This is a genomic window from Pseudooceanicola atlanticus, assembly GCF_000768315.1.
Classification (GTDB): domain Bacteria; phylum Pseudomonadota; class Alphaproteobacteria; order Rhodobacterales; family Rhodobacteraceae; genus Pseudooceanicola; species Pseudooceanicola atlanticus.
This window is the reverse complement of the sequence record NZ_AQQX01000008.1, coordinates 36,173-53,702: the sequence shown is the minus strand read 5'-3', so window position 1 is coordinate 53,702 and position 17,530 is coordinate 36,173. Positions and strand designations below refer to the sequence as shown.

Sequence of the window (17,530 nt, the reverse complement as noted above, 5' to 3'; positions counted from 1 at the left end):
GGCTAGAGCGGCCCCCAGACATTGATGTTCTGACGCAGGAAATAGGCAAAGGACGAGGTCTCCATGAAGGCCACGTCGCAAGCATCCCGCCCGACCGCGATCAGGACCGCGTTGGAATCGTCCGACATGCCCGTGGCGTCGATCAGGCGCCACGCGCCCTCCAGCCAGACCTGCGCCACCGCATGGAAATCCTGTGGGCGCACGTTGGGGCCATAGCACGAGGCGTAGCGCGCCGGCACACCCGCCGCGCGCACCATGGCACAGACCATGTGGGCGTAATCCCGGCACACCCCTTCGCGCGACACGAAGGTGTCCAGCACGGTCGTATCCACCGTCGACGCGCCCGGGATATAGGACATGTGCGAGCCCACCCAATCCCGGATCGCGGCCACGCGGGCACCGCCGCTCAGCCCTTCGAATTCGCGGGCGACGAAGGTGGCGAACATGTCGGACTGGCAGAACCGCGACGGGCGCAGATAGGTCAGCACCTCGCCCGGCAGGTCGCGCATGTCGGTATCCTGAAGGTGACGCAGGGGTTCGGCCACGCGGGTGACCTCGACCATGGCATTGTAATGCAGCCGCATCGCGAGGCTGGGCACATGGGCCCACATCCGCTGTCCGACACCGGTTTCGCTGGTCACTTCGCGAAACTCGGCGCCCTCGGCCTCGATCGTCTCGCTCAGCACCGCCTGGCCGGCCTGGTGCACGGCGCGAATGTCCAGCAGGACGTTCGGGTCGCTCAGGTCGTAATCCAGCATGACATCGACTTCGATCTGCATGAGCCAGCCTCCAGACCTGAATCCCCTGTCCGCCGCGCGGACCACCTCAGCCCTGCCTGCACGGGCCGGGCGGCGATTGCAACCGGTCTTCGTGGGGGAAACCTGCGCAAACCCTTGATTAAACGGCTCGCAGATGCCGCAAGGTCATCCATTTAAATGCGTCGATCAAGAGCTTAATTCGATTTGCGAAAGATAATTGCGCTTCGCTTATCTGACAAATGCACTATGGTATGGGAAACTGCCCGGCGACAAAGGTGCTGCAACACGCTTTATCGCCGGACAGCCATGACGCCCTTTCGGACGTCGCCGGCCGGGGGCAATCGACCGGCTCACAGAGTACCCTCATCACTCGTTAACAATCCCGCGGTGCGCTCAAGGCGCACCGCCACCTTCGGGTGACGGCTAGAGTCGTCACATTGATTAGTTAGCATGCGAAACATCGCTTGTCCGCCAGTGCCGACATCGAATCCTGCAAGACCAACCTTGCCGAGCAAACACAAGTATACATCTTGACTATACTTATGGCTAATAACTGATTTTCCAGTCTCAAAGCCTGAATTTTTGGGAAAAACCCATAAAAAATTGGGGCCCCGCTTGGGGGCCCCAGTATCATGGATCGGGCTCACTCTGGTACCGCCCGGAAATTTCTGCCTGCGGCTCGATCCACGGGCGCGACCATCAATCGCAGTCGCGCCTATCCCTTTAGCTGCACCCGCTGGTCGCCCCGCAGGTGTTGCACTTCATGCAGGTGCCGTTGCGCACCAGCGTGTAGTTGCCGCAATCGCCACAGGCTTCGCCTTCATAGCCCTGCATCTTGGCCTTGGTACGCGCATCCATCGACACCGATCCAGAAGAGATCGCGGTGCTTCCGGACTTGGTTTCCGGCACCAGGGTCTGCAGCGCGCCGACCGGATCGGTCCCGGTCATCGCCGCGCCGCCCAGCTGGGCGCCGCCCTGCAGCAGGACCAGTTCCTGCGGCATCCGCTTGCGCAGATACCCGGTCGAGGAAATCTGCTTGAGCACTTCCAGCGACCGCGAGGCCGCGGTTTCGGACAGTTCCTCGACGTTGGACACGCCTTCCTTCTGGTCGCCCTGCCCCACCGTGTCGAAGGTCGCGCCTTCGGGCTTCACATGGGCCAGATCGGTGCGGTCCAGGTAGGACACGGCCAGTTCGCGGAAGATGTAATCCAGGATCGAGGTCGCGTTCTTGATGCTGTCATTGCCCTGCACCATGCCCGCCGGTTCGAACTTGGTGAAGGTGAAGGCATCCACGAACTCTTCCAGCGGCACGCCGTATTGCAGGCCCACGGACACGGCGATGGCGAAGTTGTTCATCATCGCACGGAAGCCGGCGCCTTCCTTGTGCATGTCGATGAAGATCTCGCCGAGGTTGCCGTCCTCGTATTCCCCGGTGCGCAGATAGACCTTGTGGCCCCCGACCATCGCCTTCTGAGTGTACCCCTTGCGGCGTTCGGGCAGCTTTTCGCGGCCGGCGCGGGCCACTTCCTTGATGACCACCTTCTCGACGATCTTCTCGGCCAGCACGGCGGCCTTTTCGTGGGTCGAACCGCTTTCCAGTACTTCGGCCGCGTCGTCGTCATCCTCGACCAGCGCAGAAGCCAGCGGTTGGGACAGCTTGGAGCCGTCGCGGTAGAGCGCGTTGGCCTTGATGCCGAGGCTCCAGGACAGCTCGTACGCCTTCTGGCAATCCTCGATGGTCGCGTCGTTGGGCATATTGATCGTCTTGGAGATCGCCCCCGAGATGAAGCTCTGTGCCGCCGCCATCATGGTGATGTGGCTTTCCGTCGACAGGAAGCGCTTGCCCTTCTTGCCGCAGGGGTTGGCGCAGTCGAAGACTTCCAGATGCTCGTCCTTCAGGAACGGCGCGCCTTCCAGCGTCATGGTCCCGCAGACATGGTCGTTGGCCGCGTCGATCTCCTGCTTGGTGTAGCCCAGGTGGCGCAGCAGGTCGAAGCCCGGATCGTTCAGCTTTTCGGCCGGGATGCCCAGCGTCTTGGTGCAGAACTCCTCGCCCAGGGTCCACTGGTTGAAGACGAAACGGATGTCGAAGGCCGAGCCAAGCGCCGCGTCGATCTTGTCCAGCTCACGCTGGCCGAAACCGTGCCCGATCAGCGAGGTATGGTTGATCCCCGGCGCATTGCCGATGGAGCCATGCCCGACCGCGTAGGAGATGATCTCCTCGATCTGCGCCGACCCGTAGCCGAGGTTTTCCAGCGCCGCGGGCACCGACCGGTTGATGATCTTGAAGTAGCCGCCGCCGGCCAGCTTCTTGAACTTCACCAGGGCGAAGTCCGGCTCGATCCCGGTGGTGTCGCAATCCATGACCAGGCCGATCGTGCCGGTCGGCGCGATGACGGTGGCCTGTGCGTTGCGATAGCCATGCTCTTCGCCCAGGCGCAGCGCCTCGTCCCACGACGCCTTGGCCAGCTCGACCAGGGTCTTGTCGGGGCAATTGGCGTGGTCCAGCGCGACCGGCTTGATCTCAAGCCCGTCATAGCCGTCGGTATTGCCGTAAGCCGCGTTGCGGTGGTTGCCGATGACGCGCAGCATGTGCTTTTCGTTGCGCTTGTAGCCCGAGAACGGCCCCAGTTCACCGGCCATCTCGGCCGAGGTCGCATAGGCGACACCGGTCATGATCGCGGTCAGGGCACCGGTCAGCGCCCGGCCCTCGTCGCTGTCATAGCCAAAGCCCATGTTCATCAGCAGGCCGCCGATATTGGCATAGCCCAGGCCCAGCGTGCGGAAGTCATAGGACAGCTGCGCGATTTCCTTGGACGGGAACTGCGCCATGGTGACCGAGATTTCCAGCGTCACGGTCCACAGGCGGGTGGCGTGCACGTAATCCTCGGCCTGGAACTCGCCGTCCTTGAGGAAGGTCAGCAGGTTCATCGAGGCCAGGTTACAGGCCGTGTCGTCCAGGAACATGTATTCCGAACACGGGTTGGAGCCGCGGATCGCGCCGTCTTCGGGGCAGGTATGCCAGGCGTTGACGGTGTCGTGGTACTGGATGCCCGGATCGGCACAGGCCCATGCGGCGTGGCCGATATCTTCCCACAGGTCGCGCGCCTTGATGGTCTTGGCGACCTTGCCGTCGGTGCGGCGGATCAGCTCCCAATCGTCATTGTTCTCGACGGCCTTCAGGAAGGCATCGGTCACGCGGACGGAGTTGTTGGAGTTCTGGCCGGAGACGGAGGCGTAGGCTTCGCTGTCCCAGTCGGTGTCGTAGGTCGGGAACTCGATCGAGGCATAGCCCTGCTTCGCGTAATCCAGCACCCGCTTGACGTAAGTCTCGGGGATTGCGGATTTCTTCGCTTCGCGGATCGCGGTTTTCAGCGCGTCGTTCTCGGCCGGATCATAGGCGCCCTCTTCGGTGCCGTCCCAGGTGCGGATCGCGGCGAAGATCGCGTTCAGGCACCGCTCGTGCATTTTCGAACCGGCGACGATGGAGGCAACCTTCTGCTCCTCCTTCACCTTCCAGTTGATGTATTCCTGAACGTCCGGGTGATCGGCATCGACGATGACCATCTTGGCCGCGCGGCGGGTGGTACCGCCCGACTTGATCGCGCCGGCTGCCCGGTCGCCGATCTTGAGGAAGCCCATCAGGCCCGAGGATTTGCCGCCACCGGACAGGCTTTCGCCCTCGGCCCGCAGCGACGAGAAGTTGGTGCCGGTGCCCGAGCCGTACTTGAACAGGCGCGCCTCGCGGACCCACAGGTCCATGATGCCGCCGTCGCCCACCAGGTCGTCGCCGACCGACTGGATAAAGCAGGCATGCGGCTGCGGATGTTCATAGGCCGACTTGGACTTGGTCAGCTTGCCCGACTTGTAATCGACGTAATAGTGGCCCTGGCTAGGACCGTCGATGCCATAGGCCCAGTGCAGGCCGGTATTGAACCACTGGGGCGAGTTCGGCGCAGCTCGTTGAGTGGCGAGCATGTAACGCATCTCGTCGTAATAGGCAGAGGCGTCCTCTTCAGTGGAGAAATAGCCGCCCTTCCAGCCCCAGTAAGCCCAGGCGCCTGCCAGACGATCGAAGACCTGGCGGGCGGAGGTTTCACCGCGGGTCTCGACGTCATCGCCGTCAGGGACGGAGCGCCAAAGGAATTCGGGAACGTTCTTTTCCTTCACCTTTTTCAGGCGGGCCGGCACACCGGCCTTGCGGAAATACTTCTGTGCGATCACGTCGCTGGCGACCTGGCTCCAGCTGGCGGGCACTTCGCAATCGTCCAGTTTGAAGACGATGGTGCCGTCCGGATTGCGGATCTCGGACGTGGTGGAGACGAACTCCAGCCCTGCATAGGCGTCCTGCCCGGCCTTGGTGAATTTGCGCTCGATCTTCATATTCGAAACAGCCTCGTGATCGTGTTTTTCGCCCATCTCCCAGCCTTTGCGGGGCCGGACATTCGTGCCGGTGGATGGAACAAGGGGCAGCACTGCACAGCCTTGCAGCTGCACCACGGGCCTCCTCTACGGGGGTTTGTGTGTATCGTATGTCCCTTGCCGCGCCCGCCACTATATTTGGTGGGTCATCCAACCGGCCTCCACAATCTGCGGTAATATGGCGGTCATGGTCAACGACATTTTGCGACGAAATTCACTTGACGGACATACTCACAACCCGGCCGATTCCCGTCTTGTTTTCCGCAGCTCCAAAAACCACACCAAAACAAGGTTATCCTGCATATGGCTCAACCGATGCATTCACAGCTGTGGGTAAGTCTGTGCACGGAAATCCGCCGCCTGGACCCCGATTCGACCCCTCTCGCCCAGAGAATCGCCACACATTTTTGCACAACATGTAGTGCTGATATTAACGGTTGATCTACTACTAGCGCCCACTAGGCACTTATCCACAGGCGGAGTCGGAAAAACCACGGCATAGTCAGCAATTACAGGCGGTTCTGAAACCGCAGCAAAACAGCCTGTCAACCTGTGCACATGTTTTTGCAGGCCTTTCTGCCTCGCACAAACCGCCACAAGATGTGGTAGCCCGCCCTGCAGGTATATACCGTCGCCCGGCTTTCGCCGGCGACAGAACCGCAAGATGTGGAAAAGTGGTCGGGGCGGCGAGATTCGAACTCACGACCCCCTGTACCCAAAACAGGTGCGCTACCAGACTGCGCTACGCCCCGGACCGTGCGTGGTCTCTATATGCAGATGCGGTGGTTGAAAAGACCCTAACAGGCCCAGGCGGCGTCTTCGCCAATCGCGGGATGACGGATTTCCGTTCCCGGCCCGATCCCGAAGCGTTCGGCCAGCCCGCCGTTGATCTCCAGCACGTATTGGATACCGGATCCGCCGGGCAGCGGCGTCTCGTCAAAGGGCACCGCCTCGCGGGCGATCTGCTGCACCACGCCGGTCTTGTCGGCAAAAATGATGTCCAGCGGGATCCGCGTGTTCCTCATCCAGAAGGCGATTGCCACCTGCGGCCGCGGATAGACGAAGAGCATCCCTGCCCCGCGATCCATCTGGTCGCGATACATCAGCCCCTGCGCCCGTTCGGCCGCATCATCCGCAATCTCGACCCGGAAGGTCGCGGTGCCCCAATCGCCGCGCAGCGTGACGCGGTCCGGCGCACAGGCCTGTTCCGCGGCAGCCGCCATCGGCACCAGCACCATCGCGGCGGCCATCAGAACCGCGCGGCCCCATCGGGGCCAGCGGTTCATGCCTTCGTTTCGGTGTTCAGAGCGGTTTCCCATGTGCAGACTTCCGATGCCATCTTTCCCCGCCGCCCGTCGATCACGCGGATCGCCAGGGCCTCGCCCGGTTGCAGATCCGACAATCCCGACGCGCGCAGGACCTCGATATGTACGAACACATCATCGCTGCGTCCAAAGACGTTGGCAAAGCCAAAACCTTTGTCTTTGTTAAACCATTTTACCCTGGCCGGCTCCAGCGGAGTCGCCCGGATTTCCTCCGGCGACATCGACTGAAAGTCTTCAAGGCCCGGCGCATCGCCGTTCGATACCGATTCGATGGCCAATACCTCAATCGCCTGGACACCCCGCTGGGTGTCCTGGGTCAGGATCGAAACCTTGGCGCCGTCAGCGACCGAACTTTGTCCGAAATTGCGTAAGACGTTGGCGTGTAACAGGATATCTGGCCCACCTTCACTGGAAACCACAAATCCGAAGCCGCGCCCCGGATCAAACCACTTCACAACGCCGTCAATCCTGCGGGTCTTCGCGCTATTCTCGTTCACTTCTTTCCCCGCATGAATTTATATCTCGTTTACAACTTAAGGGTCGAAGAGACACCCTGTCCTTTTGTATAGAATTACTATGTTTCCAACAGGTTGACGATTAACCAAGCACAAAGGTCAAGGATTCAATCGTGTCACCGACCACGGTTCTTTGGCGCTATTGCGCGTCCACCGAAACCGGTCATGCAACCTGAAGGCGCCATCGGCCCAGAACTCGATCTCCACCGGCGTAATCCGGAACCCGCCCCAGAAGGGCGGCCGCGCCGGATCCGTCCCTTCCCGTGCCGTCACCTTCGCGACTTCGGCCATCAGGGCCGTGCGCGACGACAGCGGGCGGGACTGTTTGGACGCCCACGCCCCAAGCCGGCTCTTCAACGACCGGGAGCGGTAATAATCGTCAGCCTGCATCCCATCTTCCCGGGTGACAAGCCCCCTCACCCGGACCTGGCGACGCAGACTTTTCCAGTGCATCACGAAAGCCGCCTTGCCGGTCGCCTCTATCTCCTGCGCCTTGGCACTCTCGTAATTGGTGTAAAAAACGAACGCCCCGTCTTCGATATCTTTCAGCAAGACCATCCTTGCATTGGGCAATCCTTCGGCATCCACCGTCGACAGCGCGATGGCGTTGGGATCGTTTATTTCCTGGTCCTCGGCCTCCGCCAGCCACGTGCGCACGATCTGGAACGGATCGTCGCCGGCAAAGATTCCATCGCGGTCGCTCATGTCACACTCTCCACTTGCCTTGTCCGGCAGACAGGTGCCGGGCTTGATGCGCTCCGACCTATCGCCTAAAGGAACCAAAAGGGAAATAGAGGGCGGGATTGGCGCGATGTCAAATCAACTGCTGGCCGGCAAGCGCGGGCTCATCATGGGGCTGGCCAATGACAAATCCATCGCTTGGGGGATAGCCAAGGCCTGCGCCGATGCCGGTGCGGAACTTGCCTTTTCCTACATGGGCGACCAGTTCAAGAAACGCGTGGCACCGCTGGCCGACCAGTTGGGCGTCGACACGCTGATCGATTGCGACGTCTCGTCCGAAGAGTCGATCGACGCGGCCTTCGCCGTGCTGGAAGAGAAATGGGGCAAGATCGATTTCCTCGTTCATGCCATCGGCTTCTCGGACAAGAGCGAATTGCGCGGCCGCTACGTCGACACCTCGCGCGACAATTTCAAGATGACCATGGATGTCTCGGTCTATTCCTTCACCGCTGTCGCACAGCGCGCGGAAAAGCTGATGACCGATGGCGGCTCCATGGTGACGCTCACCTATTACGGCGCCGAACAGGTCATGCCCCATTACAACGTGATGGGTGTCGCCAAGGCCGCGCTCGAGGCATCGGTCAAATACCTGGCCGAGGACCTGGGCAAGGACGGGATCCGCGTCAACGCGATCTCGGCCGGCCCGATCAAGACGCTCGCGGCCTCCGGCATCGGCGATTTCCGCTACATCCTGAAATGGAACGAGCTGAACTCCCCCCTGCGCCGCAACGTGACCATCGACGACGTGGGAAAATCCGCGCTCTACCTGCTGTCCGATCTGGGCAGCGGCGTGACCGGGGAAAACCTGCATGTCGACAGCGGCTACCATATCGTCGGGATGAAAGCGGTGGATGCCCCCGACATCCACAAGGGCGGCAAGGAGGACTGATCCTCCGCCCCCTCGACAGCATCAGCGCCGCCCTTCGGGGGCGGCGTTTTTCATTGGCATCCCGCCAGCCGGCCCCACCCCGTCCAACGTCAAACTTGCCGCAGCGCCCCGCGCTCTGTAATTGGGGTGAAACCCGCCAGGCCAGGACCCACGCAAGGAGAAAGCCCCATGTCCGACCTTCTGCCCCATGAAAAAGGCTTCCACGTCAGCTGGGACCAGATCCACCGCGACAGCCGCGCGCTCGCCTGGCGGCTCGACAAGCACGGCCCCGGCAAGGACGGCGCCTGGAAGGCCGTGGTCGCGATCACCCGAGGCGGCATGGCCCCAGCGATGATCGTCGCCCGCGAGTTGGACATCCGCATGGTCGATACGATTTCCGTGAAATCCTACCACCACCAGGCCCAGGGCGAGGCCGAGGTCCTGAACGCCCCGGATGCAGAGATGATGGGCGACGGGACCGGCGTTCTGATCGTCGATGACCTGGTCGACAGCGGCAAGACGCTGGAGCTTGTCCGCTCCATGTTCCCCAATGCCCATTTCGCGACCGTCTACGCCAAGCCCAAGGGGCGCTCGCAGGTCGATACCTTCATCACCGAGGTCAGCCAGGACACCTGGATCTTCTTCCCCTGGGACATGGCCATGCAATACGTTAAGCCCTATCGCGGGGCCGACTGATCATCAGCTTACATCGTAAGTTTTTTATAACTTACACCGTATGTGATCGGAAATCGACGTATCGCTGCGAGAACCACACATGCAAAACGGCCCTCGAGGGGCCGTTTTTCTTTGGTCCGACGTCTGCCGGTTTCGCACCGACGCAATACCGACCGAATACCGACGTGATACCGACGTCCCGTCCGGTGCCTTAACGCCCCTTGAAGAGCCCGCCGAAGATCCCCCGCACGATCCGCCGCCCGGTGGTGCCTTTCAGCTCCTTGATGACGGCCTCGGTGATCGCAGAGCCAAAGGTATCTTCCTTGCGCACCGGCTTCGAGGTCGACCGGCTGACCCGCCCTCCGGTATAGCGTCGACCGGCGGAATATTCCCGCTCCGCCGCCTCCTTTTCCTCTTCCTCCGCCTCGGCTTTCTCGGCCTCGCGGGCGGCCTCTGCGGCGCGTCTGGTCAGGATTTCATAGGCGCTCTCACGATCGATAAGTGTCTCATATTTCCCGGAAATCGGCGATGTGTCGATCAACTGGCGGCGCAACGTCGGCTCGATCGGACCCAGTTGAGAAGACGGCGGGCGCACCAGGGTCCGCTCCACGATTCCCGGCACGCCCTTCTTCTGAAGGAACGAGGTCACGGCCTCGCCCACACCGACCTCGCGGATTGCATCCTCGGTCACGAAACGCGGGTTGTCGCGGTACGTCTCGGCGGCCATCCGCAATTCCTTGCGGTCCTTTGCGGTGAAGGCCCGCAACGCGTGCTGCACCCGGTTGCCCAGCTGGCCCAGGATATCCTCCGGTACGTCACCGGGATTTTGCGTTATAAAATAGACACCTACGCCCTTCGACCGGATCAGGCGCGCGACCTGCTCCACCTTGTCGACCAGCGCCTTGGGGGCATCGTCGAACAGCAGGTGCGCCTCGTCGAAGAAGAACACCATCTTGGGCTTGTCCGGGTCGCCAACCTCCGGCAATTCCTCGAACAACTCCGAAAGCAGCCACAGCAGGAAGGTCGCGTAAAGCCGCGGAGAGCCCATCAATTTGTCCGCCGCCAGGATCGAGATCATGCCCCGCCCGTCCGTATCGGTGCGCATCATGTCCGCCAGCTCCAGCGCCGGCTCCCCGAAGAGCTTCGCTCCACCCTGGTTTTCCAGCACCAGCAGCCGCCGCTGGATCGCCCCGATGGACGAGGTCGAGACATTGCCATAACGCAGGCTCAGCTGCGCACGGTTCTCGCCCACCCAGACCAGAAGGGCCTGCAAGTCCTTGAGATCCAACAAGGGCATGCCTTCTTCATCGGCGACACGGAAGGCGATATTCAGGATGCCTTCCTGTGCTTCCGACAGCTCCATCAGGCGCGACAGCAGCAGCGGCCCCATCTCGCTGACGGTGGTGCGGATCGGGTGGCCCTGCTCACCGAACAGGTCCCAGAACAGCACCGGGAATTTCTCGTAGACGTATGAGGCAAAGCCGATCTTCTGCGCCCGATCGGTAAAGGCCTGGTGCAGCTTGAAGCTTTCACTGCCCGCCTCAGCCAGCCCGGACAGATCGCCCTTCACATCCGACAGGAACACCGGAACGCCTGCGGCGGAAAAGCCTTCTGCCATGATCTGAAGCGTGACGGTCTTGCCCGTCCCGGTGGCCCCGGCGACCAGCCCGTGCCGGTTGGCGTAGTTCAGGGCAAGCCCCTGCTTTTCCCCGTATTCCTCGCCGCCACCGCCGATAAAGACGTGACCCTCCAACTCCGTGCTCATCCGCCCGACCCCTTGTTCCGCCGCATTTTCGTGAGCGAACATACTATCTTAACCTTTCCCTGCCAGTATCAAATCTGTCGCCGCACATGTCCTTTTGCGGCGATTGACTTCCTCCCTGTCATACTGGCCGCGCCCGAGGGCGCGGTTTTTTTTGGCCCACCCATCCCAGGCGCGGTTTCAGACTTGTCAGTACACAAATGAATTCCGCAACCCATGCTGTCAGCACGGATTTTTCCGGAATTTTGCCTGTTGACGCCTGTGTACAAACCGCCTAGCGTCGGCTCAAACATAAGTCGGCCAGTCCGACAGGGAGCGAATGAAAGGGGGCCATCGGCCCCTTTTCTATTGGGGACATGGTGCAAGCGCGATTGCAAACCGACCCGCCCCTTGGCAAGATTTCGCAACCTGCCGGTCTGATCCGGAAATGGGCCTTGATGGGGCCTGACATTGCCACGGCTTGGTGCTAGGCCAGCCTCCAAACCAACAGATTTCGGGACGGAAATGTTCAATACGAAAACCTTGCTCTCCGCTCTGGCCATCGCCGCAATGACCGGCACGGCCTTCGCTCAAACGACCGAAGACACCGCCACGGACCAGGATGCCGCTCCGGCGGCTGAGGCCGAAGCCCAGACCGACGCCGAAGCGCCCAGCGGTGTCGACCCGACAACCGGCCTGGATGTCGGCACGCCGGAAAACACGGGCGAGCCTCAGGTCGGTCAGCCCTATATCCGCGAGGAAAATGGCGACTGGCAGATCCAGTGCGTCAAACAGGAAGACCCGGCGAACGAGCCTTGCCAGCTGTACCAACTGCTGCGCGGCGCCGAGAACAACCCGGTGGCCGAGGTCATCATCGAGAAACTGCCCGCAGGCGGTCAGGTTGCCGCGGGCGCGACGATCGTCGTTCCGCTGGGCACCGCGCTGAACCGTGACCTGCGCATTGCCGTCGATGGCAGCCAGGGCAAGGTCTACCGCTACGCGTTCTGCGACGGCAACGCCTGCTATTCGCGGATTGGCCTGCTGGCCAGCGACATCAGCTCGTTCAAGGCCGGTGCATCGGCGACCGTGACCCTGGCCCCGGTCGAGAACCCGGAACAGCCGGTCAACCTGACCATGTCGCTGTCGGGCTTCACCGCCAGCTTTGACACGATCGTGCCCCGTCAGGCACCGCCTGCCGCGCAGGAATGATCCAGCGATACAGCCGAACACGAAAAAGCCCGCCAGATTGGCGGGCTTTTTTGATGCTGCGTGGAACGGGACAGCGCCCCACGCGTTGATAGGTAGAAATTAAGCGCCCCAGCTGCGGATCGGGCCACAATCCATGTGCACGAAGTTGGAGCCGGAATACCGCCCCACGCCACCGGCATGGCAGGACGCAGCTGCGCGGGCCATCTGGTTGACGGAGCGGGAGGACAGGCGAAGATCGGCAGCCTGGCCTTTCATGTGAAGAGAGTTGCGCGCCACGTTGCGCGACTTGGACCGAAGCATGGAGTTCGTCTTGGGCGTCCGGTAGCCGGAGAGGAGCATGTAGGGCTCGCTCACATCCAGCAGGTTGTGGGACGCGGCCATTATGTCGATGGTGCGCAGGTCGATGGGGCTGGAGGTGTCGGTGCGCCAGTCGCGCATGAAGTGGTTCACTTCCTTCACTGCATCCTTGATGTAGTGACCTTCGACCCAGTAGATCATGTCGATCCGTTCGCCCGTGCGGGCGGAGTACATGCGGATACGGCGAATATCGCCTGCGTTCTTGAGAACGCCCGCTGCCTTGGAGAATGTCGGTGCTGCTACTACTGCCGTTGCCGCGAACGCACCCAGAAGTGCACGCCGCGAAATGCCCGTCGAGCTTTCGATAGTCATATTCTGCGCCTGTCCCGTCGCTTACCTGTGCCACGATGTTACGTGGCTGATTTACATCTCATCCCCAGATGCTGCATTTTTATCGCATAGTGTTTGCGAACGACCAAGGCTGAATTGACAAGCATTGTATCTATCTACTGGTTTTCGGCGAGATTCTGCCAAAAGTACGGATTTCCCGCCTTGCCGAAACCGGCGTCACCAGCTTGCATCAAGCAGAAAGTTGTTTCGCTGTTGAAGCATTTGTGAATAGACAGCGCATCAACCTCTCGCGACGGTGAACACAGCGCTGTTTTTAAAGAAGGAATGATAAGGATGCCGTTTGCTGCCCTGACCCGAACCCGCAAAAGCCTGGTGGCCAGTGCTGCCGTGGCGATTGCCCTGAGCGCAGGCGCTGCCTTTGCACAGCAATCGGACACGACCATCCGTATCACCCCCTTCCAGCAGGCCGTGGCGGAAACCGCAGCCGATAACCGGGAACTGGCGACCTTCTATCGCAAGACCGAATTCGCGCCGATCTGGACCGGCCAGGGTGAACCCTATGTCAGCCGCCGCCGAGCGCTGATGACAGCGCTGACCGTGGCCGGCGACCATGGCCTGCCCGCCCAGGCCTATGATCTGCAGGGCCTGATCGAGGAAATGCGCACCGCCGATACCGACCGCAAGCGCGGCGAGCTGGACGTGAAGCTTTCGGCGCTGTTCCTCGATTTCGCCCAGGACATCCAGACCGGCATCCTCACGCCCGCGAGCATCGACAGCGGCATCGTTCGCGAGGTGCCATTGCGCGACAAGGATGGCTACCTGATGGGCATCACGTCCGAGGATCCGCAGGCCTTTTTCGAAAGCCTGCCGCCGCAGAACGCCGAATATGCCCGCCTGATGCGGGAAAAGCTACGCCTCGAGGCGCTGATCGCCACCGGCGGTTTCGGTCCGCGCGTGCAGGCAAACGCGCTCAAGCCCGGAACGACCGGCCGTGACGTGGTCGCATTGCGTGATCGCCTCGTCACCATGGGCTACCTGCCCCGTCGGGTCGACATGACCTACGACAGCGAGATGGAAGGCGCGGTCCTGCAATTCCAGATCGACCACGGCCTGCCCGAAGACGGCGTTGCCGGCCGCACGACCATCGACGAGATCAACGAACCTGCCGAGGCCCGCCTGCAATCCGTCATCGTCGCGATGGAGCGGGAACGCTGGCTCAACCGGGATCGTGGCGACCGCCATGTCCTTGTGAATCTGACCGATTTCCACGCCAGGATCATGGAAGACGACAAGGTCTATTTCAAAACCCGGTCCGTCATCGGGAAAAACCTGTCCACACACCGCACGCCGGAATTCTCGGACGTGATGGAACACATGATCATCAACCCGACCTGGAACGTCCCGCGCTCCATCGCGGTGAGTGAATACCTGCCGGCCTTCCAGCGGAACCCCTATTCCAATGGTCATCTGAAGCTGATCGACGGCCGTGGCCGCGTGGTGGATCGCAGCGCGGTGAACTTTGCCGCCTACAATGCGCGCAACTTCCCGTTTGACCTGAAACAGCCGCCCTCGTCCCGCAATGCGCTTGGGCTGGTGAAATTCATGTTCCCGAACAAGAACAACATCTATCTGCATGATACGCCTGCAAAAAGTCTGTTCAGCCGCGATGTCCGCGCGTTCTCTCACGGCTGCATCCGCCTGAACGAACCTTTCGATTTCGCCTATGCGCTGCTGGCCTGGCAGGTCGATGACCCCGAAGGTTTCTTCAAGTCCAAGCTGAATACCGGGCTCGAGACCAAGGTTGATCTGAAGGAACCGCTGCCGGTCCACCTGATCTATCGCACCGCGATGAGCCAGGCGAAGGGTCAGATGACTTATCGCCGTGACGTCTATGGGCGGGATGCGAAGATCTGGGACGCGCTGGCCCGCGAAGGGGTGGAACTGCGCGGCGTTCAGGGGTAACCCGGCCCGGACAGTTTCGTCCGGGAGGCCCGCATGTCATACACGATCGAGGAAATCGCCCGCGAAGTCGGCGGCACCGCCGCCGGCAATACCGGGATGAGCGTTTCGGGCTGCGCCGAACCCGCTGATTGCAACGCCGAACAGCTGGCGCTGGCCATGAAACCCGCCTTCGCCAAGGCCCTGCCCGAAGGCAAGGCACGGGCCGCGATGCTCTGGGCCGATGCCGACTGGCAGGAGCTGGGCCTGGAGGCGGCAATCCTTGTTCCCCGTCCGCGCGTCGCCATGGCTGGCCTGACCGCCATGATGGATCCGGGCCAGGGCTATCCCCGTGGCGTCGATGCCTCGGCCATGGTCGATCCGTCGGCCAAGCTCGGCCGCGACGTGACCATCGGGCCGATGGCCTATGTCGGACCGGATGTCGAAATTGGCGACGGCACCGTGATCGGGCCGCAATGCTATGTCGGCATGGGCAGCACGATCGGGCCCGACAGCTTTCTGCATGCCACGGCCCGCATCATGGCCCGCGTCCGGATCGGCGCGCGTTTCGTGGCGCAGCCGGGATCGGTGATCGGCTCTGATGGGCTGAGCTTTGTCACGCCCGAGGAATCGACCGTCGAACAGGCCCGCGCCACGCTGGGCGAAGAGGTCACGGCGCAGGGGCAGAGCTGGATTCGCATCCATTCCCTCGGCTCCGTCGTGATCGGCGACGATGTCGAGATCGGGTCGAATTCCTGCGTCGACAGCGGCACGATCCGGCCCACCCAGATCGGCAATGGCTGCAAGATCGACAACCTCTGCCACGTGGCCCACAACGTGCGGATCGGCAATGATTGCCTGTTCGCCGCGCTTGTCGGCGTAGCGGGATCGACCACTGTTGGCAATAATGTGATCCTGGGCGGACAGGTCGGCGTAACCGACAATACCAGCATCGGCGACAACGTCGTGGCCGGTGGCGGTACGAAAATTCTGAACAAGATCCCCGCAGGCCGTGTGATCCTTGGCTATCCGGGCATCAAGATGGACACGCATCTGGAAATCTACAAAGCCCAGCGTCGTCTGCCCCGCCTTCTGCAGGACATCGCAGAGTTGCAGAAAGCGGTTTTCAAGACGGGTCAGAAAGATTAGATCACGGGCAGCATAGTCTAGGGGGGAAGTCGCATGGACGTCCGGGACAAAGTCATCAAGATCATCGCCGATCAGGCCATGATCGAGCCGTCCGATGTCACCGATGACTCGACGCTGGAGGATCTGGGCATCGACAGCCTGGGTCTGGTCGAAAGCATCTTCGCCATCGAAGAGGAATTCGACATCCAGATTCCCTTCAACGCCAATGAACCCTCTGAAAGCGATTTCGACATCACCAATGTCGGCGCGATCGTTGCGGGTATCCGGAAATTGGTGGCGGAACAGACCTCGTGAAACGCGTTGTCATTACCGGCGCGGGAACGATCAACGCGCTTGGTCACACGGTCGATGAGACACTGGACGCCATGCGCGAAGGCCGCTGTGGCATCGGGGCACTGGAATTCCGCGATGTCGAACGGCTGGCCATCACCATCGGCGGTCAGGTCAAGGGTTTCGAGGCCGACAGCCAGTTCAACCGCCAGCAGATGGCGCTCTATGACCGGTTCACCCAGTTCACATTGATCGCAGCGCGCGAGGCGATCACCCAATCCGGGCTGGAATTCATCGGAGATCTGGCCGCACGGGCCGGTGTCGTTCTGGGCACGGCGGGCGGTGGCGTGTCGACCTGGGACGACAATTACCGCTCGGTCTACGAGGATGGGAAGAACCGTGTTCATCCCTTCGTCGTGCCCAAGCTGATGAACAACGCGGCCGCCAGCCACGTGTCGATGGAATACAATCTCAAGGGGCCGAGCTTTACCGTCTCGACCGCCTGTGCGTCGTCGAACCACGCAATGGCGCAGGCGTTCCAGATGGTCCGCTCCGGCATGTCGCCCGCCATGGTCACCGGCGGGTCGGAAAGCATGCTGTGCTTCGGCGGCGTGAAGGCCTGGGAAGGGCTGCGCGTCATGTCGAAGGATGCCTGCCGCCCCTTCTCAGCCAACCGCAACGGCATGGTTCAGGGCGAAGGCGCGGGGGTTTTCGTCTTCGAGGAATACGAACACGCCAAGGCGCGCGGCGCCGAGATTCTGGCCGAGGTGATCGGCTATGCCATGTCCTCTGACGCCTCCGACATCGTGATGCCCTCAAAGCAGGGCGCGGCACGGGCGATTTCCGGCGCGATGCGCGATGCCCGGATCAACCCCGAAGAGGTCGGCTACATCAACGCCCATGGCACCGGGACCGCCGCCAACGACAAGACCGAATGTGCAGCCGTAGCGGATGCTTTCGGGCCGCATGCGGACAACCTGATGATGTCCTCGACCAAGTCGATGCATGGCCACCTGATCGGCGGCACCGGCGCGGTGGAGCTGCTGGCCTGTATCATGGCCGTGCGCGACGGGGTCATCGCCCCGACCATCGGTTACGAGGAACCGGATCCGGAATGCGCGCTGGACATCGTCCCGAACGAAGCCCGCGAGGCGAAGGTGGACGTCGCCCTGTCCAACGCCTTCGCCTTTGGTGGTCTGAACGCGGTTCTGGCGCTGCGCAAGGTCTAAGGCCGGGCACAGCCCTTTGATTTCATCAACCTACGGACAGGT

At 61.7% G+C, this 17,530-nt stretch carries 14 protein-coding genes and 1 tRNA gene; 7 read left to right on the top strand and 8 right to left on the bottom strand.

Annotation, left to right across the window (positions count from 1 at the left end):
- Window positions 1-2: 2 nt before the first annotated feature.
- The 6 genes from ATO9_RS16320 to pdxH all read right to left on the bottom strand — a co-directional run bounded on the left by ATO9_RS16320 (window position 3) and on the right by pdxH (window position 7,725).
- The gene (locus ATO9_RS16320) at window positions 3-779 is read right to left on the bottom strand and encodes a transglutaminase-like domain-containing protein (protein WP_043751643.1); all 777 of its coding nucleotides are present in this window, start codon (window positions 777-779) and stop codon (window positions 3-5) included.
- Between the two features lie 702 nt (window positions 780-1,481).
- Window positions 1,482-5,141 carry a vitamin B12-dependent ribonucleotide reductase gene (locus tag ATO9_RS16315; RefSeq protein ID WP_043751911.1) on the bottom strand — a complete coding sequence of 1,220 codons (3,660 nt, stop codon included), beginning with the start codon at window positions 5,139-5,141 and terminating at the stop codon, window positions 1,482-1,484.
- A 714-nt stretch (window positions 5,142-5,855) separates the two neighbouring features.
- Window positions 5,856-5,932: transfer RNA gene (locus ATO9_RS16310), tRNA-Pro, on the bottom strand.
- Between the two features lie 45 nt (window positions 5,933-5,977).
- The gene (locus ATO9_RS16305) at window positions 5,978-6,466 is read right to left on the bottom strand and encodes a DUF192 domain-containing protein (protein ID WP_052418403.1); all 489 of its coding nucleotides are present in this window, start codon (window positions 6,464-6,466) and stop codon (window positions 5,978-5,980) included.
- Window positions 6,463-7,002 (bottom strand): cold-shock protein, encoded by a 540-nt coding sequence (locus tag ATO9_RS16300; protein WP_043751641.1) that lies wholly within the window; start codon window positions 7,000-7,002, stop codon window positions 6,463-6,465. The genes ATO9_RS16305 and ATO9_RS16300 overlap by 4 nt, the downstream gene beginning before the upstream one ends.
- A 117-nt stretch (window positions 7,003-7,119) precedes the next feature.
- A complete protein-coding gene (pdxH, locus tag ATO9_RS16295; protein WP_043751639.1) occupies window positions 7,120-7,725 on the bottom strand; it encodes a pyridoxamine 5'-phosphate oxidase in 606 nt (201 codons plus the stop codon).
- 106 nt (window positions 7,726-7,831) lie between these two features.
- Here pdxH and fabI point away from each other — a divergent pair, with 106 nt between their 5' ends.
- Together fabI and gpt are read left to right on the top strand one after the other, a co-directional pair.
- Window positions 7,832-8,650: an enoyl-ACP reductase FabI gene (fabI, locus tag ATO9_RS16290; RefSeq protein ID WP_043751636.1), complete on the top strand. Its 819-nt coding sequence runs from the start codon at window positions 7,832-7,834 to the stop codon at window positions 8,648-8,650.
- Window positions 8,651-8,818: 168 nt separating this feature from the next.
- On the top strand, window positions 8,819-9,325 hold the full coding sequence (gpt, locus tag ATO9_RS16285; protein ID WP_043751633.1) for a xanthine phosphoribosyltransferase: 507 nt from the start codon (window positions 8,819-8,821) through the stop codon (window positions 9,323-9,325).
- Window positions 9,326-9,515: 190 nt separating this feature from the next.
- Here gpt and ATO9_RS16280 read toward each other — a convergent pair whose 3' ends face one another.
- Window positions 9,516-11,069 (bottom strand): helicase HerA-like domain-containing protein, encoded by a 1,554-nt coding sequence (locus ATO9_RS16280; RefSeq protein ID WP_043751906.1) that lies wholly within the window; start codon window positions 11,067-11,069, stop codon window positions 9,516-9,518.
- 501 nt (window positions 11,070-11,570) lie between these two features.
- Between ATO9_RS16280 and ATO9_RS16275 the strand changes: the two genes are divergently transcribed.
- Window positions 11,571-12,254, top strand: a complete 684-nt coding sequence (locus ATO9_RS16275; RefSeq protein ID WP_043751630.1) for an invasion associated locus B family protein — start codon at window positions 11,571-11,573, stop codon at window positions 12,252-12,254.
- A gap of 99 nt (window positions 12,255-12,353) precedes the next feature.
- Here the strand turns inward: ATO9_RS16275 and mepK are convergent, their stop codons facing one another.
- Window positions 12,354-12,923, bottom strand: coding sequence for a peptidoglycan L,D-endopeptidase MepK (mepK, locus tag ATO9_RS16270; protein ID WP_052418402.1), 570 nt, complete (start codon window positions 12,921-12,923; stop codon window positions 12,354-12,356).
- Window positions 12,924-13,235: 312 nt separating this feature from the next.
- On the opposite strand from mepK, the gene ATO9_RS16265 reads away from it, so the two are divergent.
- The 4 genes from ATO9_RS16265 to ATO9_RS16250 are packed head-to-tail and all read left to right on the top strand — an operon-like array spanning window position 13,236 to window position 17,488.
- Window positions 13,236-14,864: a L,D-transpeptidase family protein gene (locus ATO9_RS16265; RefSeq protein WP_043751627.1), complete on the top strand. Its 1,629-nt coding sequence runs from the start codon at window positions 13,236-13,238 to the stop codon at window positions 14,862-14,864.
- Window positions 14,865-14,897: 33 nt separating this feature from the next.
- Window positions 14,898-15,989, top strand: a complete 1,092-nt coding sequence (gene lpxD, locus ATO9_RS16260) for a UDP-3-O-(3-hydroxymyristoyl)glucosamine N-acyltransferase (protein ID WP_043751623.1) — start codon at window positions 14,898-14,900, stop codon at window positions 15,987-15,989.
- Between the two features lie 33 nt (window positions 15,990-16,022).
- Window positions 16,023-16,283, top strand: coding sequence for an acyl carrier protein (locus ATO9_RS16255; protein ID WP_043751620.1), 261 nt, complete (start codon window positions 16,023-16,025; stop codon window positions 16,281-16,283).
- On the top strand, window positions 16,280-17,488 hold the full coding sequence (locus ATO9_RS16250) for a beta-ketoacyl-[acyl-carrier-protein] synthase family protein (protein ID WP_043751617.1): 1,209 nt from the start codon (window positions 16,280-16,282) through the stop codon (window positions 17,486-17,488). The genes ATO9_RS16255 and ATO9_RS16250 overlap by 4 nt, the downstream gene beginning before the upstream one ends.
- Window positions 17,489-17,530 lie beyond the last annotated feature (42 nt).